This is a genomic window from Amycolatopsis sp. NPDC000009 (assembly GCF_055563465.1).
The window spans coordinates 66,192-91,917 of the sequence record NZ_JBVHDI010000013.1 but is presented as its reverse complement, the minus strand read 5'-3'; the positions used below and the strand labels follow the sequence as shown (position 1 = coordinate 91,917).

General features: G+C 67.9%; 27 protein-coding genes and 1 pseudogene. 9 read left to right on the top strand and 19 right to left on the bottom strand.

Annotated elements, in window-relative coordinates:
- Genes ACZ3HL_RS29275 through ACZ3HL_RS29250 form a run of 6 tightly spaced genes read right to left on the bottom strand, consistent with a single transcriptional unit; the run spans window position 1 to window position 5,424 of the window.
- Entirely contained in the window at window positions 1–447 is a 447-nt protein-coding gene (locus ACZ3HL_RS29275) for a phage tail protein (RefSeq protein WP_465534808.1), read from the bottom strand.
- An 11-nt stretch (window positions 448–458) separates the two neighbouring features.
- A complete protein-coding gene (locus ACZ3HL_RS29270; RefSeq protein WP_465534807.1) occupies window positions 459–2,816 on the bottom strand; it encodes a hypothetical protein in 2,358 nt (785 codons plus the stop codon).
- 7 nt (window positions 2,817–2,823) lie between these two features.
- Complete coding sequence (locus ACZ3HL_RS29265; RefSeq protein WP_016333592.1) at window positions 2,824–2,982, bottom strand: DUF6760 family protein; 159 nt, start codon at window positions 2,980–2,982, stop codon at window positions 2,824–2,826.
- The gene (locus ACZ3HL_RS29260) at window positions 2,979–3,419 is read right to left on the bottom strand and encodes a hypothetical protein (protein WP_465417692.1); all 441 of its coding nucleotides are present in this window, start codon (window positions 3,417–3,419) and stop codon (window positions 2,979–2,981) included. The genes ACZ3HL_RS29265 and ACZ3HL_RS29260 overlap by 4 nt, the downstream gene beginning before the upstream one ends.
- A gap of 4 nt (window positions 3,420–3,423) precedes the next feature.
- Window positions 3,424–3,867 (bottom strand): phage tail protein, encoded by a 444-nt coding sequence (locus tag ACZ3HL_RS29255; RefSeq protein WP_465417695.1) that lies wholly within the window; start codon window positions 3,865–3,867, stop codon window positions 3,424–3,426.
- Between the two features lie 15 nt (window positions 3,868–3,882).
- Entirely contained in the window at window positions 3,883–5,424 is a 1,542-nt protein-coding gene (locus ACZ3HL_RS29250) for a phage tail sheath family protein (RefSeq protein ID WP_465417697.1), read from the bottom strand.
- Between the two features lie 186 nt (window positions 5,425–5,610).
- Here ACZ3HL_RS29250 and ACZ3HL_RS29245 point away from each other — a divergent pair, with 186 nt between their 5' ends.
- Complete coding sequence (locus ACZ3HL_RS29245) at window positions 5,611–8,970, top strand: phage tail protein (protein WP_465534806.1); 3,360 nt, start codon at window positions 5,611–5,613, stop codon at window positions 8,968–8,970.
- Window positions 8,971–9,026: 56 nt separating this feature from the next.
- Here the strand turns inward: ACZ3HL_RS29245 and ACZ3HL_RS29240 are convergent, their stop codons facing one another.
- The 4 genes from ACZ3HL_RS29240 to ACZ3HL_RS29225 all read right to left on the bottom strand — a co-directional run bounded on the left by ACZ3HL_RS29240 (window position 9,027) and on the right by ACZ3HL_RS29225 (window position 13,463).
- Window positions 9,027–9,749, bottom strand: coding sequence for an eCIS core domain-containing protein (locus tag ACZ3HL_RS29240; RefSeq protein ID WP_465534805.1), 723 nt, complete (start codon window positions 9,747–9,749; stop codon window positions 9,027–9,029).
- Between the two features lie 113 nt (window positions 9,750–9,862).
- The gene (locus ACZ3HL_RS29235; RefSeq protein WP_465534804.1) at window positions 9,863–11,836 is read right to left on the bottom strand and encodes an ATP-binding protein; all 1,974 of its coding nucleotides are present in this window, start codon (window positions 11,834–11,836) and stop codon (window positions 9,863–9,865) included.
- Window positions 11,833–12,492, bottom strand: a complete 660-nt coding sequence (locus tag ACZ3HL_RS29230; protein ID WP_465417706.1) for a Pvc16 family protein — start codon at window positions 12,490–12,492, stop codon at window positions 11,833–11,835. The genes ACZ3HL_RS29235 and ACZ3HL_RS29230 overlap by 4 nt, the downstream gene beginning before the upstream one ends.
- A gap of 185 nt (window positions 12,493–12,677) precedes the next feature.
- Complete coding sequence (locus ACZ3HL_RS29225; RefSeq protein WP_465417712.1) at window positions 12,678–13,463, bottom strand: S1 family peptidase; 786 nt, start codon at window positions 13,461–13,463, stop codon at window positions 12,678–12,680.
- Between the two features lie 406 nt (window positions 13,464–13,869).
- Here ACZ3HL_RS29225 and ACZ3HL_RS29220 point away from each other — a divergent pair, with 406 nt between their 5' ends.
- Window positions 13,870–14,142: a hypothetical protein gene (locus tag ACZ3HL_RS29220; RefSeq protein WP_465534803.1), complete on the top strand. Its 273-nt coding sequence runs from the start codon at window positions 13,870–13,872 to the stop codon at window positions 14,140–14,142.
- Here the strand turns inward: ACZ3HL_RS29220 and ACZ3HL_RS29215 are convergent, their stop codons facing one another.
- The gene (locus ACZ3HL_RS29215; protein WP_465417716.1) at window positions 14,143–14,673 is read right to left on the bottom strand and encodes a CGNR zinc finger domain-containing protein; all 531 of its coding nucleotides are present in this window, start codon (window positions 14,671–14,673) and stop codon (window positions 14,143–14,145) included.
- Between the two features lie 104 nt (window positions 14,674–14,777).
- Between ACZ3HL_RS29215 and ACZ3HL_RS29210 the strand changes: the two genes are divergently transcribed.
- Window positions 14,778–15,647, top strand: a complete 870-nt coding sequence (locus ACZ3HL_RS29210) for an alpha/beta fold hydrolase (protein ID WP_465534802.1) — start codon at window positions 14,778–14,780, stop codon at window positions 15,645–15,647.
- Between the two features lie 40 nt (window positions 15,648–15,687).
- A complete protein-coding gene (locus ACZ3HL_RS29205; RefSeq protein WP_465417722.1) occupies window positions 15,688–15,918 on the top strand; it encodes a hypothetical protein in 231 nt (76 codons plus the stop codon).
- A 9-nt stretch (window positions 15,919–15,927) separates the two neighbouring features.
- On the opposite strand, the pseudogene ACZ3HL_RS29200 reads toward ACZ3HL_RS29205, so the two are convergent.
- The 6 genes and pseudogenes from ACZ3HL_RS29200 to ACZ3HL_RS29175 form a co-directional block, all read right to left on the bottom strand.
- A pseudogene (locus ACZ3HL_RS29200) lies at window positions 15,928–16,688 on the bottom strand (ABC transporter permease).
- On the bottom strand, window positions 16,685–17,464 hold the full coding sequence (locus ACZ3HL_RS29195) for an ABC transporter ATP-binding protein (protein ID WP_465534801.1): 780 nt from the start codon (window positions 17,462–17,464) through the stop codon (window positions 16,685–16,687). Before ACZ3HL_RS29195 ends, ACZ3HL_RS29200 begins: the two are co-directional and overlap by 4 nt.
- A gap of 259 nt (window positions 17,465–17,723) precedes the next feature.
- On the bottom strand, window positions 17,724–18,050 hold the full coding sequence (locus ACZ3HL_RS29190) for a DUF1048 domain-containing protein (RefSeq protein WP_465417729.1): 327 nt from the start codon (window positions 18,048–18,050) through the stop codon (window positions 17,724–17,726).
- 1 nt (window position 18,051) lies between these two features.
- Window positions 18,052–18,408, bottom strand: coding sequence for a DUF1048 domain-containing protein (locus ACZ3HL_RS29185; RefSeq protein ID WP_465417731.1), 357 nt, complete (start codon window positions 18,406–18,408; stop codon window positions 18,052–18,054).
- On the bottom strand, window positions 18,405–18,731 hold the full coding sequence (locus tag ACZ3HL_RS29180) for a PadR family transcriptional regulator (protein ID WP_465417733.1): 327 nt from the start codon (window positions 18,729–18,731) through the stop codon (window positions 18,405–18,407). The genes ACZ3HL_RS29185 and ACZ3HL_RS29180 overlap by 4 nt, the downstream gene beginning before the upstream one ends.
- A gap of 54 nt (window positions 18,732–18,785) precedes the next feature.
- The gene (locus ACZ3HL_RS29175) at window positions 18,786–19,757 is read right to left on the bottom strand and encodes a GlxA family transcriptional regulator (protein WP_465534800.1); all 972 of its coding nucleotides are present in this window, start codon (window positions 19,755–19,757) and stop codon (window positions 18,786–18,788) included.
- A 72-nt stretch (window positions 19,758–19,829) separates the two neighbouring features.
- Here ACZ3HL_RS29175 and ACZ3HL_RS29170 point away from each other — a divergent pair, with 72 nt between their 5' ends.
- Both ACZ3HL_RS29170 and ACZ3HL_RS29165 read left to right on the top strand, forming a co-directional pair.
- Window positions 19,830–20,642, top strand: a complete 813-nt coding sequence (locus ACZ3HL_RS29170; RefSeq protein ID WP_465534799.1) for a dienelactone hydrolase family protein — start codon at window positions 19,830–19,832, stop codon at window positions 20,640–20,642.
- Window positions 20,643–20,681: 39 nt separating this feature from the next.
- Window positions 20,682–21,164 (top strand): GNAT family N-acetyltransferase, encoded by a 483-nt coding sequence (locus ACZ3HL_RS29165; protein ID WP_465534798.1) that lies wholly within the window; start codon window positions 20,682–20,684, stop codon window positions 21,162–21,164.
- On the opposite strand, the gene ACZ3HL_RS29160 is transcribed toward ACZ3HL_RS29165, so the two are convergent.
- Window positions 21,161–21,937, bottom strand: coding sequence for an endonuclease I family protein (locus ACZ3HL_RS29160; RefSeq protein WP_465534797.1), 777 nt, complete (start codon window positions 21,935–21,937; stop codon window positions 21,161–21,163). The two genes, ACZ3HL_RS29165 and ACZ3HL_RS29160, sit on opposite strands and share 4 nt — an antisense overlap.
- A gap of 169 nt (window positions 21,938–22,106) precedes the next feature.
- Here ACZ3HL_RS29160 and ACZ3HL_RS29155 point away from each other — a divergent pair, with 169 nt between their 5' ends.
- The 3 genes from ACZ3HL_RS29155 to ACZ3HL_RS29145 all read left to right on the top strand — a co-directional run bounded on the left by ACZ3HL_RS29155 (window position 22,107) and on the right by ACZ3HL_RS29145 (window position 24,490).
- Complete coding sequence (locus ACZ3HL_RS29155) at window positions 22,107–22,538, top strand: PPOX class F420-dependent oxidoreductase (RefSeq protein ID WP_465417746.1); 432 nt, start codon at window positions 22,107–22,109, stop codon at window positions 22,536–22,538.
- An 89-nt stretch (window positions 22,539–22,627) separates the two neighbouring features.
- The gene (locus tag ACZ3HL_RS29150) at window positions 22,628–23,065 is read left to right on the top strand and encodes a hypothetical protein (protein WP_465534796.1); all 438 of its coding nucleotides are present in this window, start codon (window positions 22,628–22,630) and stop codon (window positions 23,063–23,065) included.
- A 171-nt stretch (window positions 23,066–23,236) separates the two neighbouring features.
- Window positions 23,237–24,490 (top strand): HNH endonuclease signature motif containing protein, encoded by a 1,254-nt coding sequence (locus tag ACZ3HL_RS29145; protein WP_465534795.1) that lies wholly within the window; start codon window positions 23,237–23,239, stop codon window positions 24,488–24,490.
- Between the two features lie 52 nt (window positions 24,491–24,542).
- On the opposite strand, the gene ACZ3HL_RS29140 is transcribed toward ACZ3HL_RS29145, so the two are convergent.
- Entirely contained in the window at window positions 24,543–25,712 is a 1,170-nt protein-coding gene (locus ACZ3HL_RS29140) for an FAD-dependent monooxygenase (RefSeq protein ID WP_465534794.1), read from the bottom strand.
- Window positions 25,713–25,726: the final 14 nt, after the last annotated feature.

The following is a 25,726-nucleotide window of genomic DNA, read 5'->3' as shown; positions in this document are numbered from 1 at the left end:
CTAGCCCTTCTTCGCCGGGCTGAGGAAGCCGTGGTGGGCCAGTTCGAGGGTCTCGGTGGCGACCTTCGGCGAGTCGGGCGAGAGCTGCGGCCCGCTCCAGCGCACGGGAACGACACCCTCCAGCGACCAGCTGGCGATCACGGTGCCTTCGAGGGTGCGTGCTTCGATGGTCGCGGTCTTGCGCTCGATGCCGCCCGCCATACCGGCGAACCACTTCGTGATCTGCGAGCTGGCTTCGGTGATCGGCCGGGAGAGTTTGATGTTGGAGTACTTGATCCGCGTCGGGAGCTGCCAGACCATCCCGTTGTTGCCGCCCTCTTCCCGCTGCTCCATGACGAACTCGCAGCCCAGCCCGTCGCAACTGCTGAATGCGCCGAGGTTGCCGAGGTTCTTGTCGTCGAGCTTGACGACGTAACAGACGGCGACGGCTTCTTCCGCGTTCGGCATCGGTTTCTCCTTCAGTGCGGGCGATCGGTGAGCGCGCCGCGGCGCTCACGGTCGAGGCGGAGTTCGGTCTTGAGCCGCCGGAGCAGCGGGTCGAACAGCTTCTTGACGAGTTCCTCGGTCTCCGGCTGCGCCGCCGTCGCGGTCGCCGGCGCCGTGGGCACCGATGCCGCGGGCGGCGGCGCGACGGGCTCCGGCGGTGGAGCTTCCGGCTCGCGCTGGACGACCGGGGCCGCCTCGGATTGCCGCGACACGACGACGGGTGGCAGGTTGAGTACCAGGCCGTTCTCGCTCGGGACAGCGCGTGGCGCGGTCCGCGGAACGTCCATTGTGGACCGCGAGCCGTTCGCTGCTTCGGCGGTCCTCGCCACCGGCAACGGCCCGGTTCGCTCACTCGGCTCGACGTTCTCCGCGGTTCTCGCCACTGGAAGCACCGCCGTCGGCTGAGGGGACGCTCCTACGTCATTCCGTTGAACGACCGGCGACAACGCGATCCTCTTGGCGGTAAGCGTCTCCGCGATCAGCGGGCTCGGCTCGTGGGCGCGCTGGACGGCCCGTGGTGTCGAAGCGTCCGCGACACGGGCGGACGGCAGCGGGTTCGTGAGCGGCGGAGCCTCGATCACCCGGGACACGGACAGTTCCGGTAGCGGGTTGGCAGCACTGCCCTCGCTCGTCAAGCGGGACACGGGCAATTCCGGCAGCGGGGAGGCAGCGCTCTGCCCGCTCATCAAGGCGGTGAGGGTCGGCCGGGTCGCCGACGGCTGAGCCACCACCGCCGGTGCGGGCGATGCAGTGGCCACGCCGTCGACGACTCGTGCCACCGGCAGCGGCGATGTGGGGATCGCCGATGCCGGTGGCGCGCTCACCGAGCCGCCCGGGGTGCCGGGCGGTTCTGGAATTTCTGTTGTCCCGGACCGGATCCGCGGTGGTTCGAGCGGGTGGGAGTCGGTGCGGGGTGAAGATCGCGACGAGGTGACCATCGGCAGGCTCGGCGGTGGTTCGACTGCCCGGGAGACCAAGATCGGCGCCTCCGCGGGCTCCCGTGGTGACTCGCCTCGCAGGCGCTGCACCGGTCTCTGAACCGAAGCCACGGACCGCGGTGCGTCCTGGCGGTTCGGCGACGGAAGACCCCGAACCGGCTCAACGACCGAACGCTGAACCGCCACCGACGCAGAGACCTCCCCGTGGACCGGCGACGGAAGACCCCGAACCGGTTCAACGACCGAACGCTGGACCGCCACCGGCGTGGAGGTCCGCAACACCGGCGACGGCGTCTCCACGGACGTGGCCGGAGGAATCCGCTCCTCCCCCGCCACCATCCGGGCCACCGGCCGCGGAACCTCGTCCGCCACCGGCGCCGAGGCGGCCGTCGCCGTGGGCAGCACCGAAGTCTCGACGGCGCCCGCCAACGGAGCGTCCACCTCGGCTTCGACGACGGGTCCAGCCGCGTCGGGCACTTCGACGACCGGTGGAACCAGCACCTCGGCCTGGTCCGAGTCCGGCAGGATCGGTGCGCCGAGCCCCAGCCGCCGTGGGGCCGCCTCGATCTGTCCGGTCCGCTGGACGACCGGTAGCGCGGGCCGCGACGGCTCGACCGGGCGCGGGGTCACCGCCTCCGAGGCCGGTGGTCCGGCGGGAAGCGGGTCCGCGGCCCCGACCGGCACGGTCTCGAAGAACTCGGCACCAACCGGGTCTGGCTCCGGCACGATCGCGCCATGGTCGCCCTCGGGCGGTTCAGGGGACAGCGGAATGGGTTCGACCGGAGGCTCCGGCGTAGGCGACGGAGCGCTCGGGGTTTCCGACCGGATCGCCTGGATCGTCCTCACCGGCGCCGAGACCGCCGACGGGCCGGCGGCGGTCAGCGGCATCGACGGCCGATCGGTTTCCCGCGGCGCGGCCGCGACGGCTGGTAGCACGAACGTGGCCGTCGGCTCGAAAGACCGCCCCGGCTCCTCGATCGCTGCCGGCGGCTCGGCTTCCGGTTCGGGGGCGAGGCTTTCGACCACGGGCGGGTCCGGCTCGGCAGCGCGCTGCACCGACATTCCCCAAAGACGCGACAGCACACCACGTTTGCGCACAGACCGCTGCACCACGGGCATGTCCGGCGCTGGCATCGGCGCCCGCGCGAGACCATCGATGACCCCCGAGGGCTCCGCCGGGCCGACCCGATGGCCCAGCGGCTCAAGGTAGGCCGGGCTCCGCCAGGACGTCAGCGTGGAGCTGAATCGCTGCACCGGATTGATCAGCGGATGCTCCGCGACGGCGCGCTGGATCGGCGGCAGGCTTCGCCATTCGGCACGGGTCACCGGCAACGTGGCCGGTGCCGGCGATTCCGGAGGCGGGTCCGGCTGCTTCCTGCGCCACATCCACATCGCGGCGTCACCGTCCCTCGCTCATCCGAGTGTTGATCCGGGCGATCTCGGCGACGTAGGTCAACCGGTCGTGGTGTTCGAGGTCGAGGATGTCGTCGAGCGACCAGTGCAGGTGGTAGGCGACGTACGCGACTTCCTCGTGCAGCCGTCCGGCCGCGTACGTCACGATTCCCCCAGGCGGCCACCGGCGACGTCGACGACGAACTCGTGGCCGCACTCCGGGCAGGCGACACCCGCCCGGGTATGGCCTTCGCTGTTGATCCGCCGGTACATGTCCTGCAGGAACGCCAGATCCGAGGCGAACAGGTTCTCGATGATCCCGGCGTGCACATCGGTGACGTCGCCGATCCGGGTGATCACCCTGGCCAGCAGCACCACCGTGAGGAAGGCCGAGTTCTCGCGAACCCGGTCGTCCCGGAGCGGGACGAGCTCGTCCCTCGCGGTCGCCAGCCGCATCACCCCGGAGTGGTGCACGTTTCCCGCGTCGTCGACGTAGCCGCGCGGGAGTTCGAACGCGAACTCGGTCCGCAGCCTGGGCCGGGCCTGCGCGTCCGGCACGACGGGCGCTTCTTCGGCCGGCGCCGACGCCATCACCCTGCGCATGGGCTCACTCGACTTCCATCTGCTCGTAGGTGACCACGAGCTTCTCGGTGAGCACACTGGTGTCGCCCGCCTTCAGCGCACCGATCTCCAGGCTCTTCGGCCACGCGTTGGTGAGCTTGTAGCGTTTGAGCGGGGTGCCTTCGTAGTCGTAGACGATGATCGCGCCGCCCTTACGAGCGGCACCCATTTTGCCGAAGTGCGCGTCCTTGACCCACTTCTCGAAGCTGCTGTCGTCGGTCAGACCGCGGGTCAGCGTCACCTCGCCCGCCTTCGGGCGGCCGGGGAGCTTCTTGATGACGTACTTGCCGTCCACGGTGTTCTGCTTGAGCTCGATGACGTCCTGCTCCATCTTCAGTCCGGAGACCTCGGAGATCTGCTTGATCTGAACGCCGTCGATCTCGAGCCCGAACGAGCAGCCGACGGCCTTGTCAAGATCGGGAAGTGCCATTTCGGAGCCCTTTCACTATTCGTTGACCAGGCTGGTGCCGCCGGACATCTGGGCCAGCCGGAAGATCACGAACTCCGCCGGTTTCACCGGCGCGATGCCCACTTCGCAGATCACCTGGCCGAGGTCGATCCCCTCGGCCGGGTTGGTCTCCCGGTCACACTTCACGTAGAAGGCCTCGTCGGGAGTGAGGCCGAACAACGCACCCTTGCGCCACTCCATCACCAGGAATGCGCTGATCGTGCGCCGGATGCGGGCCCACAGCGCGTCGTCGTTCGGCTCGAACACGACCCACTGGGTGCCGTTGAGGATCGACTCCTCGAGGTAGTTGAACAGCCGCCGCACATTCAGGTAGCGCCACGCCGGGTCACTCGACAGCGTCCGCGCTCCCCAGATCCGGATCCCCTTGCCCGCGAACGAACGCACGCAGTTCACGCCGATCGGGTTGAGCAGCTCCTGCTCCGCCTTGGTCAGATGGGTCTCGAGCGCCAGCACGCCGCGGACGACCTCGTTCGCCGGTGCCTTGTGGACACCGCGAGTCGCATCGGTGCGCGCCCACACACCCGCCATGTATCCGCTCGGCGGCACGTAGGTGTTGGTCCCGCTGGCGGCGTCGAGCACCTGCACCCAGGGGTAGTACAGCGCCGCGTACTTCGAGTCGTACCCGGCCTGGTCCATGCGCCAGGAGCGGATCTCCTGCGGGTTGAGCCCGGGCGGCGGGTCGACGATCGCCATCCGGTCGCCCATCAGCTCGCAGTGCGCGATCATCGCCAGCTGGACGGCCTTGACGCCGTCGAGGTCGATCAGGTCGCGCTGGTGAGCGGCCATCAGATCCGGCACCGCGACCATGGTGATCTCGTCGATCGCCTCCAGGCCACCGAAACCGGTGCGGTCGGCGACGTCGCCGACATAGTCGTCCGCCGCAATGCGACGCGGGACGGGCGGTGGCTGCGGCGGCTCGGTGAGCACGGCGGTGCCCCGGTCCGGTTTCGCCACCGCGCCACCGGTCGCGAGCTCTTCGATGGTGATGAAGCTGGACTTCTCGCGCACCAGCGTGACGACGTTCTCCTTGGTGCGCTTGGTGGTCACGTTGTGGGTCTCGACGACCTTGCCGTCCTTCTTGACGAGCACGGTGAACCGGTCGTCGCCGGGGTTCTCCCCGGTCGGTTCGGTGACTTCGACGGTGAGCTCTCCGGCCTGTCCGCCACTCGTGAGTTCTTTCGCGACGAAACGGTAGCCACCGAGCACGGCCTGACGTGTCGCCGCCTTCGGTGCCGCACCGTTTTCCTGGCCCCGCGGGCCGCCGATCCGGACGATGTAGCAGTTGGCACCGCCGTTGAGGAAATAGCCGTAAACCGACTGGGCCAGATAGCAGCCTTCGACGAAGTCACCGAAGGTCTGGGTGAACTGGGTCCAGTTGGACACCAGGGTGGGCGTGTTGAAAGGGCCGTCCGCCGCGAAACCGACGAAGGCGGCGACGGCGGTGCCCACACCCTCGATCGGCCGGGCGCCCGCCTCGATCTCCTCGACGTACACACCCGGGGTGAGATAGGTGGGCATGCGGGCCTCCCTTTCGACGCACTCTCTGTCCCGGCGATGCTCCTGTGCGGGCGTTCGCCGCGAAACGACCAAGCGGATAGGTCGGCGGGAACCAATTCCTGCCCGAAAAGGCAGCTGCCCGTTCGGGCAGCGGGGCCCGCCCTTCCGGCTGTTGGCAATCGGCCCGGCGAAGCCGAAAGTGAAGACATGCCGGCGGGCCGGGACAAGGTGGTACAGGCCCCGGCCGCGCAACCCGCGCGGCCGGTCAAGCCCGCGCGCCGTGCCACCCCGCCGGCACTGCTGCGGCTCCAGGCCGCCGCGGGCAACGCGGCGGTGACGCGTCTCGTCGGTTTGCAGCGCAGCAGCTGCCCCGCTCCCCCGGTCGCGCCCACCGGCGTGACGCCCGCGTCGGACCCGAAGTTCGGGTCGCTCGAGAAGGACGTCAGCGGGCAGGCCAAGGCGGCCAAAGCGCATCCGCCCGCCGCCTCGGAGGTCAAGAAGGCGCAGGACGCCGCGGTCGCGCCCGCCGACGACAAGGAAGCGCAGGCCAAGGCGGCGCAGGCGGACAAGATGGCCGCCGCCAAGCCGGCCGGGTTCGACAAGGCCGCCTTCGTCGCGGCGGTCAACGCCGCCGTGGCCAAGCAAGCGCCGAAGAATCTCGACGAAGCCGACAAGTTCGCCTCCTCCGGCAAAGCGGACCAGATCAAGTCCGAGGTGATGGGCAAGGTCACCAGCGGAAAAGACGCTTCCGCCAAGGACGTCACCGACCGCACGAAAGAAGCGCCGGATACCGGCGGTGCCACGGAGAAACCGGTGAAGCCGCTACCGGAATCCCCACCGCCGCCCGTGCTGTCGCCGCCGGACCCCCGCAAGGCCACCCCGGACAAGGCCCCGCCCGGTCAGACCGATCTGCGCGCCGATCAGTGCGAAACCCACGGCAAGATGGCCGAAGCCGGAGTCACCGACGAGCAGCTCGCGCAGTCCAACGAACCCGAGTTCACCGGCGCGCTCGCCGCGAAACGAGAAGGCGAACAGCACACGGCGGCGGCACCCGCGGCGGTTCGCGAGTCGGAAGCGGGCACGCTGGCCGCCGTCACCGGCGCGGCGCAGGCGTCCGGACAGGCCGCGATGGCGGGTATGACCGGCGCACGGTCGTCCGCCGGGCAACGCGGGCAGGCGGCGAAGGCGGCCACGAAATCCAAGGACGAACAGGACCGGGCCCGGATCACCGCGGAGATCAAGGCGATCTTCGACGAGACCAAGACGAAGGTCGAGGGGGTCATCGGCGCGCTCGACGACCAGGTGGCCAAACGGTTCGAGACCGGCGAAGCGGCAGCTAAGGCCGCGTTCACCGCCGACCACCAGGCGCGGATGAAGAAGTACAAGGACGAACGCTACGACGGTGTCACCGGCGCGGCCCGCTGGACCTACGACCTGTTCGCCGGCCTGCCCGCCGAGGCGAACAACCTCTTCCTCGAAGCCAAGAAGGTCTACGAGTCGAAGATGCAGGGCGTCATCGGGGAGATCGCCGATTTCGTCGGCCAGCAGCTGACGGAAGCGAAAAGGCTGATCGCCGAGGGGCGCGAGCGCGTGCGGCAGAAGGTCGACTCGCAGTCCCCTGCCCTGCGCAAGATCGCGGGCGAGGCGGCCAAGGAGTTCGGCGGCCAGTTCGACGAACTCGAGAACTCCGTCGACGAGAAACAGCAGTCGCTGGTCGACGATCTGGCACAGAAGTACAGCGAAGCCCGCAACGCCGTCGACGAAGAGATCAAGGCGCTGCAGGCGGAGAACAAAGGCCTGTGGGACAAGGCGAAGGAGGCGGTCGGCGGCGCGATCGACACGATCCTCAAGCTGAAGGACATGCTGCTGGGCGTCCTGTCGCGGGCGGCGAACGCGGTCGGCCTGATCATCGCGAAACCCATCGAGTTCCTCGGCAACCTGGTCAACGCGGTCAAGACCGGCGTCATGAACTTCGGCGCGAACATCGTGCAGCATCTCAAGGACGGGCTGAAGGCCTGGTTGCTCGGGAACCTGGCGAGCGCGGGTATCGAGATCCCGGAAACCCTGGACGCCAAGGGCATCCTGAAGATGATCATGTCGCTCCTGGGGCTCACCTGGGCGAGCGTCCGGGCACGGATCCTCCGCTTCATCCCGGAACCCGTGCTCGCCAAGCTGGAGCAGACCTTCGAGGTGGTCAAGATCCTGATCACCGAAGGCGTGCCGGGGCTCTGGCGCTGGGTGGTCGAGAAACTGGGCGACCTCAAGGAGCTGGTGCTGGGCCAGATCAAGGAATTCGTGATCGAGAAGATCGTCAAGGCGGGAATCACCTGGATCATCTCGATGCTCAACCCGGCGGCCGCGTTCATCAAGGCCTGCAAGGCGATCTACGACATCGTCATGTTCTTCGTCGACAAGGCCGCCCAGATCAAGGAGTTCGTCTCGTCGGTGCTGGACTCGGTCGAGTCGATCGCCCGTGGCGGGGCCGGCGCAGTGGCCGGGCTGATCGAGCGCACGCTGGCGAAGGCGCTGCCGATGGTGCTCGGGTTCCTGGCGAGCCTGCTCGGACTGGGCGGGATCTCGGAGAAGATCAAGTCGATCCTGGAGAAGGTCCAAGCCCCGGTCGGCAAGGCGATCGACACGGTGGTCGGCACGATCGTCAAGGCAGGAAAGAAGATCTGGTCGAAGCTGAAGGGCAAGGGAGCCAAGGTCATCGAAGGCGCGAAGTCCCTCAAAGACGCGCTGTTCGCCAAACTCAAGAAGAAGACCGCGGTCACCATGAAGGGCAACAGTCACTCCCTCTACATGGAAGTCCGTGGCGGCCGCCCGGTCCTGATGATGGCGAGCGATGCCGACCCGCTGGTGGACAAGATCGACCGAGCGCTCGAGCACGACATGATCAAGAGCAGGCCTGCCGTGGGGACCCAGCTGTCACAAATGCGCGGCATCGTTGTCGGGCACGAGACGAAACTGAAGGACGCCCTCGCCACGAACGCCCGGGAGGAAATCCAGAACGCCGAGGCCGCGATCTGGCAGGAGCGGCTCCTCATCGCCTCCACTCTGCAGGCGATCGGTCACGAGATCGACCTGGACATGCTCAAAGAGTCCACCTACGTGCTGGGCGGCGAGGTCCGCTCCGAGTTCCGCACCGACGGCAAGTTCCGCCCCACGTTCTACGGAGGCTTCAACGGTCCCGCCAAACTCAAACGCCAGTCGGAACTCAGTCGCCTGATGAGCCAGAAGCTGCGGGAAGCGGCTCGCTGGCAGCACGACCCGGTGTACAATATGGGTACCTCGTACATCTGCCCCGGCAAGGACTACAAGTCGCCACACCTTGTTCCGGGAATAGGAAATTCCGCGATAAACCTCGATCACAAGGAACCTTCCGTGATCAAGCACTGGAACGCCACCGGACGCAGATCCGATCAGGATGTCCGCACGACGTTCTTCAACGACCTGGAAAACCTTCACGGCATGTGCGGAACCTGCAACAAATCCAATGGTGCCGCGGAAAGCGGAACGGGCATCTGGGCCATTCAGCCTGGTTTCAAGGGGCCGGACGGCACCTGAGCGCCGGCTCGTGAGTGGCAATGATCGTTCTAACCGTCATTACCACTCACGACTATCTAAGCCTCTTCCTCGGCCTCTTCCTCGCGCTGCACGTACGTCTGCGCCATCTTCTCCTCTTCGCCTTCCTCGGCCTCAGGAGCTTCTTCGCGCTGGACGTGCGCCTCGCCGTCGTCCTCGCACCGCTGGACGGCAGGTGAAGGTGCAGGAGCCGACATCAGCCGGTCGGCATTGGCGACGGCTTCGCGCTCGAACCGATCCGAGGGATCCGAGACCTTCACCCCGCCGCCGGTGTCCGTCCCGTCCACCGGCCCGCTCCGCTGCTGGACGACATGCGTCAGCTCGTGCGCCAGCATGTGCTTGCCCGCGTCCGACCCCGGGTCGTACTTGTCCCGCTGGAACACGATATTCGAACCGACCGTGTAGGCCTGGGCGTTGACGGACTTCGCCGAGTCGTGCGCCGCGCCGTCGGTGTGCACCCGGACGTCGCCGAAGTCGTGCCCGAAGCGGCCTTCCATATCCGCCCGGGTCTCGGTGTCCAGGGGCGAACCGCCACCGGAGCCGACGACGTCGTGCACCGGCGAACGTTCTTCTTCGACCAAGGTGCTCACGCCGGCGTTTCCCACCGCGCGCTGCAGATCCAGCATGCCCGCCGGACCGAGGACGTCAGGGCGCCCGGCCGCGGCGGCGCGGCCCAGCAGGCCGCCCTCGTCCCGCTCCAGCCGGTCGCCTTTCGGCCGCAAGCTCGCTTCGAAGTCGTCGTCGTGACTGTGCCCGCGCATGGTCCGCTCCCTCGGGTCGCTACGCCGCCTGTCCAGCTTGCGCCGTCGCGGCGCCGCGCACCAGGCTGCCCCGCACGGCCGAAAGGGCGGTATCGGCCGCCCGAACGGGCAGGTCAGCCTTCGGTCACCAGCGCCAGATACGGGCCGAACTCGCGGTCCAGGCAAAGTCTGCCCAGCTTGCGGTACTCCCGCGCGACCGCGCCGACCAGATCCGTCATCGCCACCGGACGGCCGGCCTCCGCGGCCAGATACGCGCCGGTCACCGCGGCCGAGCGGATATGTCCTCCGGCGAGCTCGAACGCTTCGGCCAGAAAACCCAGGTCCAGGTCGTCGGCCCGGGGCAGCCGGGCGCCGAGGCAGCGGTCCCACAACTGACGCCGCAACTCGACGTCCGGCAACGGGAAGTCCACGATCACGTCCAGCCTGCGGGTGAACGCCTCGTCGAGGTTCGCCCGCAGGTTGGTGGCCAGCACCGCGATGCCGTCGAAGGTTTCCATCCGCTGCAACAGGTACGCGCTTTCGATGTTCGCGTACCGGTCGTGAGCGTCACGGACCTCGGACCGTTTGCCGAAGATCGCGTCCGCCTCGTCGAAGAGCAGCACCCCGTTGACACCGGCGGCCTCGGTGAAGATCCGTTCCAGGTTCTTCTCCGTCTCGCCGACGTACTTGTCGACCACGGTCGCCAGGTTCACGGTGTAGAGATCCATCCCCAGCGAGGCGGCGATGACCTCGGCGGACATCGTCTTACCCGTCCCCGAATCGCCGGCGAACAGCCCCGTCACACCCCGGCCGCGGCCGCCACCCGGCCGCATCCGCCACTCGTCGAGCACCCGGTCCCGGTAGCGCGCCCGCGCGGCCAGTTCGTCCAAAAGGGACAGTACGCCCGCGGGCAGCACGAGGTCGCGCCAGCCGACCACGGGTTCGATCCGCCGGGCGAGCCGCTGAAGACCGGCCGCGTTCTGGCTCCGCGCGCCCGCGCGCAGGTGGGCAGTCCGCACCGGCCCGCCATCCGCCAGCGCCGTCACCGACGCCGCCTTCGCCGCACGGGCGATCTGCCCCGGCCCCAGCACGAAATGCGCGGTCGCTTCCCCCGGGTCGACGTCCGGAGCGAGCCCACCCTCGAGATGGCCGCGCCAAAGACCCACCCGGCTCGCCGCGGACAGGGGGAACGCGTCGAGCTGCAACGGCGGGATGGCGCTCCACCGCGGGTCCCAGGCCCCGGTGCCGTGCACGATCACCGGCACCGCCGGATGAACGAGCTTCTCCAGTCGCGGCGAGTCGTCGACCGGGCCCAGCACCAACCCGGCACCGCGCAGCAAAGCCTCCCGCACGAGTGCACCGGTGAGCTCGCCCTGCCACCGTGCCGCGTCGACCACCAGCGCGGGGAAGCCGGCACCGGCCAGCGCCGCGGCACCGAGTTCTTCGGCACCCCCACCGGGATGCTCCTTCAGATAGACCAATCCGACCTGGCCCCTGATCGCCCGGGTGAGCCGATCCGCACCGGCCGCGTCGGTGAACTCCGTGCCGAGGCGCGCGCATCCGGCGAGTTCCGGGGCGAGCCGATCGTCGCCCAGCAGGTGGTTCACCACCCGGTCGGGGACACGAAGCGTCCGTGACAGGAAGGGGCGATCCTGCTCCTCGAGGGTGAGCAGGCCACAAGTGATCAGCGGAGCGTCGGCGTCGAGCCGCGCCCTGCCGGCGGCCGACGCCTCGGGGATGCCGCACAGGCGCAGGGCCAGACCCGCTGTCGCCCGGCGGCGGGTCACGTCGTCGTTGAGGTAGCCGTAGAACTGCTCGAACCGGCTGTCGAGGTCGGGCGCGAGCGCCACCAGCAGCAGTTCGACGTCGACGCCGGTGAGTCCCGCGCGCTTCGCCAACGGGTACAGGCGGCCGTCCGGCACGGAGTCCGTGAACGGCGGGAACGGCTCACGGTGGCCTTCCAGCAGCGCGTCGATCGTCTCGTTCGACAGGTACAGCCCACGGAAGGGGTCGTCGGGGTTCGGGTCGGCGGCCCGGCGGCTCTCGACCGCGTCGCGGATCCGCTGTTCGAGCCGGGCCAGCCGCTCGAACAGGTACTCCAGGCTCATCGGGACTTCCGGTGGGTGCGCGCCATCGCGACCCGGCGTTGTCCTTCGACCGCCCCGCTCTCCGCCACATGATGGCCGATCACGTCGCCGTCGCCGGTGTCGAGCTTCAGGCCTTCCTTCGGCGGCCGTTCCGCCGGGTACACCCGTCCACTGTGGACAGGCGCGGAGATGACGACGTCCAGCGACGGTTTCAGTTCGCCGCCCAAGGCGGTCCAGACGTCGGCGAACGCGCGGTCTTCGGGCGGTGGCAACGCGACCGTCATCGGCACCGGCAGGCCCATCTCCGCCAGTGACCCGGTGAGCACCGGCTCCGGGACGGCGTCGTAGGCGAGCAGGCCGAGCAACAGGTCGGACAGCACGCGGTGCTCGTCTTCCGGGCGCTGCGTCCACGCGGTGACCAGATAGGACAGCTTGATGTGCCGGGGCGGAAGATGCCGCGCCGAGATCTTGCCGAGCGGGTCGTACTCGTTGAGCAGGCCGCGTGAGCGGCGGCGCAGATCCTCGCGGACGTCGTAGAGATAGACGTTCACCGTGGGAGCGTTGCGCCGCGACGCCCACTCCTTGGTCGGTGCGTCGAACGCGACTTCGATCTCGCTGCCGCGCCGGGCCTCGCCCCGGACCAGCCGGCGCAGCGCCTCATCGACCTCATGGATCACTGCGGACCTCCTCGGACGGCGGTCTTCCCACGATGGTCGCGGCGGCGCCGACCGGCCAGCCGCACGACGGCAGACCTTCGGGTACGCCCGGCTGCCCCTACGGGCAACTCGACGCGGCCGACGAGCCGGATGTGCCGCGAAAGCCACGTCCGAGGTGAGGGTGGCTTTCGCGACACGCCCCGAAATCACGCCACGGTCGGCGTTCGGCTCGTCTGCTCGGCGATCCAGTCCCGGTACACCGTCACATCGGTCCAGATGCCCAGACCGCTGGCGCATTTCGGATCCGCGTCACCATCGCGGCTGGTGGCGCCGACCAGTTCCCACTCACCGGGCCTTCCCTTGATCTGCGGCCCGCCCGAGTCGCCGTAGCAGCCCATCGCGTCCGGCGTGTCGGAACCGGTGCAGATCTCCTTGCCCGCGACGATACTGCGGCAGTCTTCCGCCGGCCTGACCTTCGTGTCGAGCTCCTGGAGGATCTCCGGCGCGCCGCAGTTCTGCTCGGCGCAGTGCTCACCCCAGCCGAGGATCCGGGTCGCCGTCCCCGCGCCGCCCACGGCTTCGGCGATCTTGATCGGCTGCTCGGTCACCGCCTTGTCCAACCGCACCAGCGCGATGTCCTGGCCCAGCGGCTCCTTCCCGGTGAAGTCCGGGTGCACGATGATCCGGCTGACCCCGGTCTCGGTGCCCCCGCTGTTGTGCTGCCGCGCCCCGATCCTGGTCCTGATCTGCCCCGGCTGCGCTCCCCGCACGCAGTGCGCCGCGGTCACCACCCAGTCCTCACTGATCAGCGAACCGCCGCAGAAGTGCCGCCCGCCCTCCTGCAACGACACCATGAACGAATAGTCCTCGGTGGCGTCGTGCCCGCCGATGACGTAGGGCGTCGGCCCGTCGGCCGCCGCCGCGACCCCCGGCACCAGCACCGCTCCCGCCGCGGCCAGCCCGACCATCAGTACGCCTGTTTTGCGAAGCATTATCATGAACTCCCCGTAGACGACGAATTGCTGACAGTCGTCACGCTATGGGGTGATGATCACAACCGGATCGGCTCATCGGCCGGGTGCACCTCGGCCGAATGGCCGACCCAGCGTGACAGCAGGACCGGCCGATCACCTGATGGGCGTGGCCATGTCGTACAGCTCGGCTGGCGGGTCGGACCCGGTCTGACGGCGAGCCGGCCGAGGCCCCGCTCGGGATGGCGTGTTGCGGGTGGGGTGGATGGCGGAGTGAAGGCTCCCTTCGCCGTATCTAATGCAGTGAAAGCTCCCTTCGCCCCGGCCAGTCACCCGCGCCGACCACTCGCCACCGGCGCCCGTGTCGCGAAAGCCACTTTCGCGACGCCTGATGTCCCGAAAGTGGCTTTCGCGACACGGTCGACAGGTGGGAAGCCCGCGAAGGACGCCCTCCGCCCGCGCACTGTTCGCCGGCGAGGTCGTCGAGGCCGAAACTCCCGTGAACACGGTCACCGGCAAGGCATTCCATCGGATCCGGGTCCGGACCATCGCCGCGATCGAACTCGACGTCGCCATCGCGGCCACCGACCTGGAGCAGCCACCCGCACCCGGCAACGTCGTGACCGGGACCTTCTTCCTGGCCGGAAGCCTGGGACTGCAGGAACCCGCCGCGAAGCGGCACCGCTGGTTCGGGCGGTAGCTAGGCCGTCCGTTCGCGGCGATAGTGACGAGCGGCTTTCGCCCGGTTGCCGCAGGTCTCCATGGAGCACCATCGCCTGGTGCCGTTCCGGGTCGTGTCGTCGAAGTACAGCGTGCACACCGGATACGCCGAGCACCGCTTGATCCGTTCCGGGCGCGCGCGAAGCAGGCCCAAGTAGCCGTACGCCGCGAGCCACGCAGGTCGCCAAGCCGCTTCCTCGACCTCGATCACTTCCTCGGGGCCGCCTTGCCGTAGCTCCGGCCGCAAACGTCCGCGCGCCAGCACCTCGTTCAGCGCGCGTTCCGCTGAAGCGCCGGGGCTTTCGAGCGCTGCGCGCAGGACGGAACGCGTCTGCCGCAACGGTTCCTCCGCTCCCGGCGTATCCGGGAGGCCCCATTCGGCCAGCCAGGCACCGACCCCGCCGGGTTCGTCGAAGACGTCCCGCTGCTCACCACGTTCGGGCCAGGTGGTGTTCAGCAGGTCCAGAGCGATCGGCTCACCGACCAAGGGGCGTTGCGACACAGCCGTCATCCTACCCTCCGTCGACCGCTTGACAGGTTAGGTCTCCTCCTGCTTATCTCTAACCGTTCTCAAGTATTTAGACGGTTAGAACCAGTCGCGAGGAGCACCCACCCATGTCCGAAGCCACCATGCACCGCACGGCGACCATCGACGGCCGCAGCGTGTTCTACCGGGAAGCCGGTGATCCGACCGCGCCGACCGTGGTGCTGCTACACGGTTTTCCCACGTCGTCGCATATGTTCCGCACACTGATCCCCGCGCTGGCCGACCGCTACCACGTCATCGCCCCCGACCACATCGGCTTCGGCCACTCGGACGCCCCGCCCGTCGATCGGTTCGACTATTCGTTCGAGAATCTGACCGCGATCACCATGGGTCTCGTCGACACGCTCGGCCTGGACCGTTTCGCCCTGTACATCCAGGACTACGGCGCCCCCATCGGGCTCCGCATCGCGAGCCGTCACCCGGACCGGGTCACCGCGCTGCTGGTCCAGTCCGGCAACGCCTACGTCGACGGCTTCACACCGTTCTGGGACGTTCTGTTCGCGCACGCCAAGGACCGCGAAACCCACGAAGAAGCCGTGCGCGAGCTCCTGAAGCCCGCGGCGACCCGCTGGCAGTACACCCACGGCGTCCCCGCCGACCGGCTGGACCGGCTCACCCCGGACACCTGGACCCTCGACCAGGCCCTGCTCGACCGCCCCGGCAACCAGGAGGTGCAGCTACAGCTCTTCTGGGACTACCAGTTCAATCTCGACGCCTACCCGGCCTTCCAGCGGTACTTCCGCGAGCACCGCCCGCCGACGCTCATCACCTGGGGCGAGCACGACGAGATCTTCGGCGCCGACGGTGCCCGCGCGTTCCTTCGCGACCTGCCCGACGCCGAATTGCATCTGCTCGACGCCGGGCACTTCGCGCTGGAGACACACGGCACGGAGATCGCCGGCCTCATCCGGGACTTCCTCGGCCGCGTCCTGCGCTGACCACGGCCGCCGTATCCTCGAGGCGGGACGGAGGTGTGAAGTGACGGACGAACAGCTGCTCATCGAATTCGCACTGACCCGCCTGGATCATCCCGGACTCGACCTCGAGGAAGTGGCGACGCTGACCGTCCGGCGTCTCGGCGAGGACCGGATGCTGGACTTCGCCGGGCGCACCCTCGTCAGCCGCGGAGAACTACGCGGAGCCGCGTTCCCGGCCGCGGTCGAACACGTGCTCCGCGTGGTTCTCACCCTGCGCGGCCCGGACGACTGACCGGCGGCGTCAGGCGATCCTGCGCCGGTAGCTGATCGTCGCGAACGAGTACGCGACGACGAGAAGACCGGCACACCAGGCAAGGGCGATCCAGATGTCGTCGCCGACCGGTTGCCCGCCGAACAGGTCACGGATGGCGTTCACGATCGACGTCACCGGCTGGTGCTCCGCGAAGGCCCGCACGGGGCCCGGCATGGTGGCCGTCGGCACGAACGCCGAGCTGAGGAACGGCAGGAAGATGAGCGGGTAGGAGAACGCGCTCGCCCCGTCGGCGGATTTCGCGGACAGACCGGGGATGACGGCCAGCCACGTCAGCGCCAGGGTGAACAGGAGCAGGATGCCGGCGACCGCGAGCCAGGTCGCCACACCCGCCGTGGAACGGAAGCCCATGAGCAGGGCCACGCCCACGACGATGACGAGCGAGATCAGACTGGCGGCCAGCGAGGTCAGCACGTGCGCCCACAAGACGCCCGAGCGTGCGATGGGCAGGGATTGGAATCGTTCGAAGATCCCGCTCTTCATGTCGGTGAAGAGCCGGAGCGCGGTGTAGGCGACACCCGACGCGACGGTGATCAGCAGGATGCCGGGCAGCATGTAGTTCACATACGAATCCGTCCCCGTTTCGATCGCTCCGCCGAAGACGTAGACGAACATCAGCATCATGGCGACCGGCATCATCGCGGTCGTGACGATGGTGTCCATGCTGCGCGTGACGTGTTCATCGATCGGCCCAGCAGGACGGTCGTGTCGCCGAAGAAGTGCTTGTTCATCGCCCGCTCCGCTCCTTGTCCGCACCGACGATGGCCAGGAAGACGTCTTCGAGAGATGGCTGTTTCTCGACGTATTCGACCTCGGCGGGCGGGAGCAGCCGCTTCAGTTCGGCGAGCGTGCCGTTCACGATGATCCGTCCTTTGTGGAGGATGGCGATCCGGTCGGCGAGCTGTTCAGCCTCCTCCAGGTACTGCGTCGTCAGCAGTACCGTCGTGCCACGGGCGGCGAGTTCCTTCACCGCCGCCCACACCTCGGCACGGGCCTCGGGGTCGAGCCCGGTGGTCGGCTCGTCCAGGAAGATCACCGGCGGATTCCCGATGAGGCTCATGGCGATGTCCAGCCGACGGCGCATTCCACCCGAATACGTCGACACCTTCCGCGCACCCGCGTCGGCCAGCGAAAACCGGTCCAGCAGTTCGTCGGCGATCCTGCCCGGCTGTTTCAGATGCCGGAGCCGGGCGACCAGCACGAGATTCTCACGCCCGCTGAGGATCTCGTCGACGGCGGCGAACTGTCCGGTGAGGCTGATGCTTTCCCGCACGCTCGCCGGTCGTGTGGCGACGTCCCAGCCGGCGACGCTCGCCGTCCCCGCGTCCGCCTTGAGCAACGTGGACAGGATTCTCACGACCGTGGTCTTACCCGCCCCGTTGGAGCCGAGAAGGGCGAAGATACTGCCCCGCGCCACCTCGAAATCGACGCCTCGTAGGACATGCAGAGCCTTGAACGACTTCTCCAGTCCTCGTACCCGGATCGCCTCGCTTTGCCGCGCAGCCATCGTCAAGCCTTTCTCGGAGCACTACCATTGAGGGGAAAGCCGAATGTGGCGTCTTGCATGCCGGGGGCCGGCCGATCGTGACCGCACCGTCCACAAGGGACACCAAGACTCCCCCGTGTCCCCTATTTGTGCGCTATGTGTGAGGGGTCGTGAGTGGCAATGATCGTTCTAACCGTCTTTACCACTCACGACCCTCGCGGGAACCGGACATCATGACACCAGTCAGGCAAGGCTGGCCCGCAAGCAAGTGCTGTCGGCGTTATTCACCGGCCTCGCCGGATCGCCCGCCGATGGACTCCTGATAGAGGTCCGCGTGGGTGGGCGTGTCCTTGATCAGCTCGTCGCAGAACGCGGCGACGTCTTCCCCGACGAGTGCCAGCACTCCCTTTCCGGACGCCACGCCCTCCTCGAAGAAATCCACGATCCCGGGCAGGAGCGGCCCATCGGCCAGGTCGACCGGCCCCACCTTGAAGAGATACCTCTGCATCTCCTGGTAGACGATCTGATAGTCCGGCGGGAGCGCCTTGACCCTGGCCACGTGCGCACGCCACTGCTTCTTGCCCTCGATGATGTCCCGGATGCCCACGTCAGCCTCCCAGCTGCTTCAGTTTCCTGGCGACGTTCCGGTTCAGCTGCTCACGCCAGCGGTCGCGATAGCCACGACGGCGCTCCCCTCCGGCCAGCGCCGCGCAGAAGCCCTCGATGTCGTCACCCAGCACCTCGCGCACGCTCTGCCCGTCCGCGGCCGTTTCCTCGAGCAGCCCCAGTGCGCCGTCGAAAATCGGCATCAGGTTCCTGCCGGTGAAGTCCGAATAGGACGAAAGATGCCCGGTGATCTCTTCCCACGCTGCCCGGTGATCGGCGGGCAAGGCCCCGACCCGGACTTCGAAGGCCTTCCATTCCCTGGTGAGATCGCTGCCCGTGATGGTGTCCCAGAACTTCATTTCCCGCCCTCCTTCAGTTCGTCGATCCGCGACGTGACGAATTCCCATTTCGCCCAGAACTTCGCGAGCTCCTCGCGCCCGGCGTCGTTCAGCGCGTAGAACTTGCGCGGCGGCCCCTGCCCGGACGGCCGTTTCGTCACCTGGACCAGCCCGTTCTTCTCCAGCCGCAGCAGGATGGCGTACACCGTCCCCTCGACCACTTCCGCGAAGCCGAGCTCGTTCAACCGGCGCGTGATGGCGTACCCGTAGGTCTCCTCGCCGCCGACGATCTCCAGCACGCAACCCTCGAGCGTGCCTTTCAGCATCTCGGTCAGACCATCCATCGTGACCCTCTTGAACTCCTGGTACTCAGTGGCACTGACTACCACTACAAAGTATCACAGAGTACTGGGGTCGCGCCGGAAGGCGGCCCGATAGTCACCGGGCCGCCTTCCCGTGTGCTTCGCGAAAAGCGCGGCGAACGTTCCCGGATCCCGATAGCCGACGGCGGCGCAGATCGCGGCGACCGTCCGATCCGTCGTTTCGAGGAGGTGGCGGGCGCGCCGGACGCGCGAGGAATGCAGGTATTCGAGCGGCGTCTGCCCGGCCTCCTCCGCGAACCGCCGCAGCAACGTCCGGGTGCTCACGTTGAACCGTGCGGCCAGGGCGGCGAGGTCGTAGCGGACGGCCAGATTCTGGTCCAGCCATCGCATGACGCGGCGGGAGAACGCGTTGCCCGGCCGCGGCAGGAGCCGCGTGTCGACGTACGGCGTCTGTGACGATCGCGCGTCGTCCACCAGCGCCACCCGCGCCGTCGTCCGTGCCACTTCGGCGCCGCTGTGCTCGCGGATCAGTTCGAGGGCGAAGTCGTACATGGCGCTGAACGCCGCCGTCGTCGTGACTCCCCTGTCGGTGACGACGAGCCGCTCGGGCCGGACTTCGGTTTCGGGGCACCGCTGAGCCAGTTCGTCCGCGAAGAGCCACGATGTGGTCGCGCGGCGATGGTCGAGCAGCCCGGCCGCGGCCAGCAGGAACGCGCCGACACAGAGCGAGACGACGACGTGGCCCGCGGCGGCGTGCGACCGGATCGCTTCGATCTCCGGCGCGAGGTTCGCGATCCTCGCGTCGATGTCCTGTCCCGGCGTGAGCTCGAATCCCGGCACGACGAGGACGTCGACTTCACGCAGTGGCGCGACGGCCACCCCCACACCACCCGACGCCGCGACCCGGCGACGGGGGGAAACGACGGAAACTTCGTAGCCGGCCTGGTCCGGCCCCGCGACGTGCGTGGCCATCGTGAGGAGATCGGGAACACCGAACACCTCCGACGCGAAGCAGCCCGGGTAGGCCAAGACCCCCACGCGCAGCATGTGGCGAGATTACCCCGCTATCCGGCGATCTGGCCTATCCCCGCGAAGGCCGCACCGGTCGAGGCTTTCGCCATGCGTAAACACCCGGACGATGCCCTCACCGACTTCTCCCGCCGGCCCGTGGAGGTGGACGGCGTGACGAAGACGGTGCACGTCGCGGGATCCGGGCCCGGCGTGGTGCTGATGCCGGAGATGCCCGGTATCAGTCCTGACGTTCTCCGGTTCGCGCGATGGGTGCGAGACGCGGGCTTCACCGTCTACGTCCCCTCGCTCTTCGGGCGCGACGGCGCGTATCCCACCGCGGAGGACGGCGAAGAAGTGGTCCGCCGCGCGTGTGTCAGTGCCGAATTCCGGGCGTTCGCCGGCGGCGGGACCAGCCCCGTCACGCGGTGGCTGCGCGGGCTCGCGCGGATCGCCCACGCCGAATGCGGCGGCCCCGGGGTCGGCGCGATCGGCCTGTGCTTCACCGGCAACTTCGCCCTCACCATGGCGCTCGAACCCGCCGTCGTCGCACCCGTGGTCAACCACCCGTCACTGCCACTGGACGACCAGGGCGCGCTCGAACTCTCCGACGAGGACGCGACCGAGGTGCGAGACCGGATCGCTCGCGACGGCCTGAAGGTGCTCGCCTACCGCTTCGAAGGTGACCGCTGGTGCACCGGACAGCGGTTCGCCGCCTACCAGGCTCTCCTCGGCGACGCTTTCGACGGACGGGTGCTGCCGGACAGCGCCGCGAACACCGACCCTCCCCCGTTCTTCCGCGACCTGGTCGGCACGCCGCACAGCGTTGTCACCGCCCATTTCGTCGACTCGGATGGCCATCCCACGCGGCGCGCGAGGGACGAGATCCTCGCCTTCCTCGCCGATCGGCTGACGACCCGGTAGAAACGGGGTGGCCTCAAGATCGTCCGAGAGGGGACCGCCATGCCCGAACCGCGCCGAGCCCACGTCTCCGACCACAGCGCGATCGTCGACCGGGTCCAACGGTGGTGGGGCGACTCGCGTACCCCCGCCGAGGCCCGGGAGCTCTCGTTGCTGCTCCCCAGACTGTTCCTCCAGTTCTTCTCCGGAACGAGCCTGGTCTTGGAGGACGAAACCGGAATCAGGGCGTTCCTCGTCGGCTTTTACTCCCCCGACGACGACGTCCAGGCGTACATCCATTTCGTGGGCGTGGATCCGGAACTTCGCGGACGGGGGACGGCCCGCCGCCTGTACACGACCTTCTTCCGGCGCGCCGCGGAGGCGGGCCGCACGGAAGTCCGCGCGATCACGTCGCCGGGGAACACCGGATCCATCGCCTTTCACCGCGCCATGGGGTTCACCCTCGAACCCGACGGTGTCCCCGTGCACAGCGACTACGACGGCCCCGGCCAGGACAGGGTGTGCTTCGTCCGGAAAATCGCCTAGCCGTAGATGGAGGCAGCCCATTCCGGATGGTCGATGAACGGGTTGCGGTTGCGCTGGAACTGGTCGTGGATCACCTGGTTACGGCGCTGCTCGGTGGCGTCGGGCGGGTCCTGGGTGTGCCAGCTCAGCAGGACCGAGACCCGGCCGATGTTGGGTTTGGACCCGTTGCCGACGGCGTCGTTGGGTTCGAGGTCGGGGAATCCGTCGGTGCCGTCGTACCGGACGCCCATGTAGAGGATCATGCGGGCCACGTCGCCCTTGACCGCGTCGCGTGGCTCGAACGAATCGTCATCGGTCAAGCTGCCGGGCGCTTCCTCGACCGGGGAACCGCCGGCGTCGAAGTCCTTGTTCCCGCGCGTGCTGTTGACCGACGCGTCCTCCGCGCGCAGATGGTGCAGGTCGGTACCGGGCCCGACCGCCGTGCCGAAGTCGCCGTGAGACTTGGCCCAGACGTGTTCCCGGTTCCAGTCGTCGACTCCCCCGCCGTTGGCCGTCTTCGCCTGTGAGCGGCCGCTGTAGAGCAGCACGACGTTCGCTTTGTTGGCCGGATCCTCGTCGATGGCCCTGATCCCGTCCCACACCTGTTCGTAGGTCAGTTTGGTGTTGGTACTGATGATCTTGTGCAACGCCGCCTTGAGCTCGGGCCCGGTCTTGCCCAGCGCGTCCTGGTAGTAGTCGTCACCGGACGGGCCCGCGAGGGTCGGCGACGCGAAGGCGATTCCCGCCGTGACGCCGAGCGCGAGTACGACCGAGATTCGGCGGGCTGGCCGCATGGACAGTTCCTCTCCCCAGAGGCGCCGGCCCGGATCGTCGTCGTCTCCTCTGCCACAACCCCGGCAACGCACAAGTCATATGGTTGGAAAAATACTGTCATGACTGTCAAGGGGTGACATCCACTGCCGGTCACGCGACAATCGTCGTCCCGACGCACTGGAGGACCGCGTGGCCGAGTTGAGCGAACAGATCCGCGACTGGGTCGCGGCACCGAGGTTCTGGCACCTGGCCACGGTGAACCAGGACGGTTCCCCCCAGGTGTCCCCCATGTGGATCGACGTCGAAGGCGACCACATCGTGTTCAACACCGCCGTCGGCCGGGTGAAGGAAGAGAACCTCCGCCGCGAACCTCGGGTGTCGTTTTCCTGCCTGGACACGGAGAATCCCTACGACCGGGTAGTCATCCACGGACGGGTCGTCGAGTTCGTCGAAGGCGACGAGGCCGATCGGTGCATGGACCGGCTGGCGAAGAAGTACGTCGGGACCGACCGTTTCGAATGGCGGATCCCGGGAGAACGGCGGGTCAAGGTCCTCGTCGAGCCGACTCGTTCTCGCCATGTCGTCGGCGTCGAACCCTTCCGGCGCGGGCGACAGCCGTAGGACGAACGGTCAGCCGCCGGAACACTTCGGATATCGCTTCGAGACCCGGACCGCGCAACCGACGGAACGGCTCGCTACGTCCACGTCGCATGAGATGGATCGCGGTATGCCTTCTACTGGTCGTGGCGGGATGTGGCGCGGGCGCGGGCAACGGGCAGGTGGAGCTCGAAACCTTCACGGCCCTCGGCTCGGCCCGCGGACTGGCGGGCTTGAAACCCGCGGAGCTGGGAACAGCCGACGCACAGGAGCTCCAGCGAGCCCTGGAACGCGCCAAGATCTCGAACCCGGACGAAGTCCGTGCCGCCTTGTCGTTCGCGCCGCCGGCAGGCCGGCGCGGTTTCGCCTTCGTCGTGCCCGGTTGCGCCGAGGATGGCGCGGAACTGACCGTCGAAGGCGATACGCTGACCGCGAATCTCACCGGCGGGGAGAACGTCAACTGCGCTACGGCGAACTACTTCCTCGCCATCTTCACCGTCGAACGTGACTCGATCCCGGCGGCACCGAAGCTGTCGACGCTGCCCCGCTAGCCCGTGTCCTGCGACCCAGGTGGTGCTTTTGGCGCCGCGGGCGATCTGGCCATCGCGTTCAGGGCGTAGTCGTCGTTTCGCGACCGAATCACCCTTCAGTGTTGGTTTGCTCGTTTCCTTGTCGCTTAAAATTACGAATATTTGTTCTATTGTTTGCGGTATTCTGGAGGGGTGTCCGAGACCTTTCTCCCCGAGTTGCCGCAGGAGTTGTGGCGCGCCGGCAAGCTGGAGCTTGCGCATGGTGTGCAGCAGTCTTTGCGGGTGATTCGGATGGCCACTGCCGGTTTGGGGCAGTTTTTGGCGGAGATCGAGAATCGGGGCCCCAAAGACTTGTATGGGTATGGCCGTACGGATAATTGGTTCGCGGATATGGCGGGGTTGTCGGTGGGTGAGGCACGTGCGGTGGTGAACCGTGCGCTCGCGTTGAATCCGACGCGGGCTTTGGACGGTAGCGAGGTTCCGCCGGTCGCTCCCGCGACGGCTGCGGTGGCGGCGGAGGGGTTGGTCGGGGATGAGCGGATCGATCAGATCCTGGAGATCCTGAAGAACCTTCCTGCCGACACCACGGCTGAGGATCGGGCGGAAGCGGACAGGATCCTCGCCGAACTTGCCCCCGATGCCGGGCCGCGACGACTCGCGAAGGCCGAGGCGAAACTTCTGGGCTGGCTAGACCCCGACGGCAAGGAACCGAAAGATCCCGAACCCAAGGAACCACGCCGGGAAATCACGTTGGAGCGCCGCAAGGACGGCTTCTGGAAGCTGACCGGTCTGCTTGATGACGAGACCGGTGCCCGCACCGCCGCCGCACTGGAGGCGCACGCCCAGCCGCGCCCGGTGGACGAGTTCGGGCAAGCCGATCTGCGGATGAAGTGCGAACGCCTGGGAGACGCCTGGGTCGACCTCCTCGATCTCGCGATCGCCTGCCCAGACCAGCCGGGCACCAGCGGCTACCGCACCTTGGTACACGTGACCATCGGGCTCGATGAGTTGAAGTCGGGTCTCGGGACCACGTGTCTGGACTTCGTCGGGACGATGACCGCCCGGGAAGCACGCCTCGCCGCCTGCGACTGTCTCATGTTGCCGGTCGTGATGAGCGCCTCGGGTGAACCGCTGGATATGGGACGGCTGCGACGGTTCGTCACTCCAGGCCAACGCCGCGCGTTGAACATCCGCGACGGCGGCTGCGCATTTCCCGGATGTGATCGGAAACCCAAGAATTGCCACGCCCACCATATCGAGCACTGGGTCGACGGCGGACCAACCGATCTCCGGAATCTGGTGCTGTTGTGCGGTTTTCATCACCGGCTGATCCACCACGGTGATTGGCAAGTACGGATGGCGGCCGACGGGCTACCGGAGTTCATCCCACCCCAGTACCGAGATCCTCTCCGACAACCCCGGCGTAACACCCTGCACCACGTCTGAACCCCCGAGGAGCCCGTCGGCCACGCCGGCGACGGGCCCTTCGGCATCCCTGCTAGACCACGATCGGGTCGGGCAGCACGAGCGCGGTATGCGCGGGTCGCCCGGTTTCCGGTGGCAAGGTGGTCAGACCGCGGAGCCGGCTGTCCCGTCGCGCGAGGGCTTCGGCGGTGACCGGGAAGAGTGCCGCTTCACCCACGCCGACCTGTGCTTGGTTCAGTTCCACGAATTCCCGTGTCTCCTTCTCGTACGCGTCGAAAGCGCCGGTGGCGGCGAGCGACCGCGCCAGCATGTAGGCACCGACGAGGGCGAGACTGGATCCTTGTCCTGTCAGGAACGACGGCGCGTAAGCGGCGTCGCCGACCAACCCGACCCGGCCACTGGACCAGCGTGGCAGGTGGATCTGGCTGACGGTGTCGAAGAACAGGTCGTCCGCGTCGCGCATCGCGCCGATCATGGCCGGGATTTCCCAACCGTCATGGGCGAAAGTCGTGGCGATCAGGTCGCGTTGCGCCTGAGGATCGCGGAGGACCTCGTACGGCGGTTCGGGGCGGGCGGCGACCAGGAAGCCGTGGACCTTCTCGCTTCCCTTCACCGCGTACAGCGCCGCTCCGCGTCCGGGCGCGTTCCAGATGACGCCTTCCCGCGCCAGGCCAAATTCGTTGGGCATGGTGAAACCGGCGAAGCAGTATCCCAGATAGCGGTGGTACTGATACTCGGGACCGAAAACGAGTTCCCTGGTGCGAGAGTGCAGTCCGTCGGCGCCGACCACCAGGTCGAAACCGCGTCGCGCTCCGCCGCGGAAGGTGACATCGACACCGTCCTCATGTTCGGTGAGCGCCTCGATCGAGTCGCCGAAGACGTACTCCACGTCGTCGCGCGTGGCTCCGTAGAGGATTTCCGCCAGATCGCCGCGCCGTACCTCGACGTCGCGCCCGTCGACTCCGCCGGTCACCGCCTGCGGGTTCACCGACGCCACCTCGCCGCCGTCGGCACCGACGAAGGTGAGCGAACGTGTCTCGATATGCGCTTCTCGAAGCAGCGGAAGGATTCCCATGCGGCGAGCCACTTCCAGGGCGGTGCCGCGGATGTCGATCGGATATCCGCCACCGCGCAGCGCGCCCGCCTTCTCCACCACTGTCACGGAAAATCCGTGACGGCGCAGCCAGAACGCGACGGCGGGACCGGCGATGCTCGCGCCGGAGACCAGAACAGTGCCTTTCACGATGTACTTTTCCC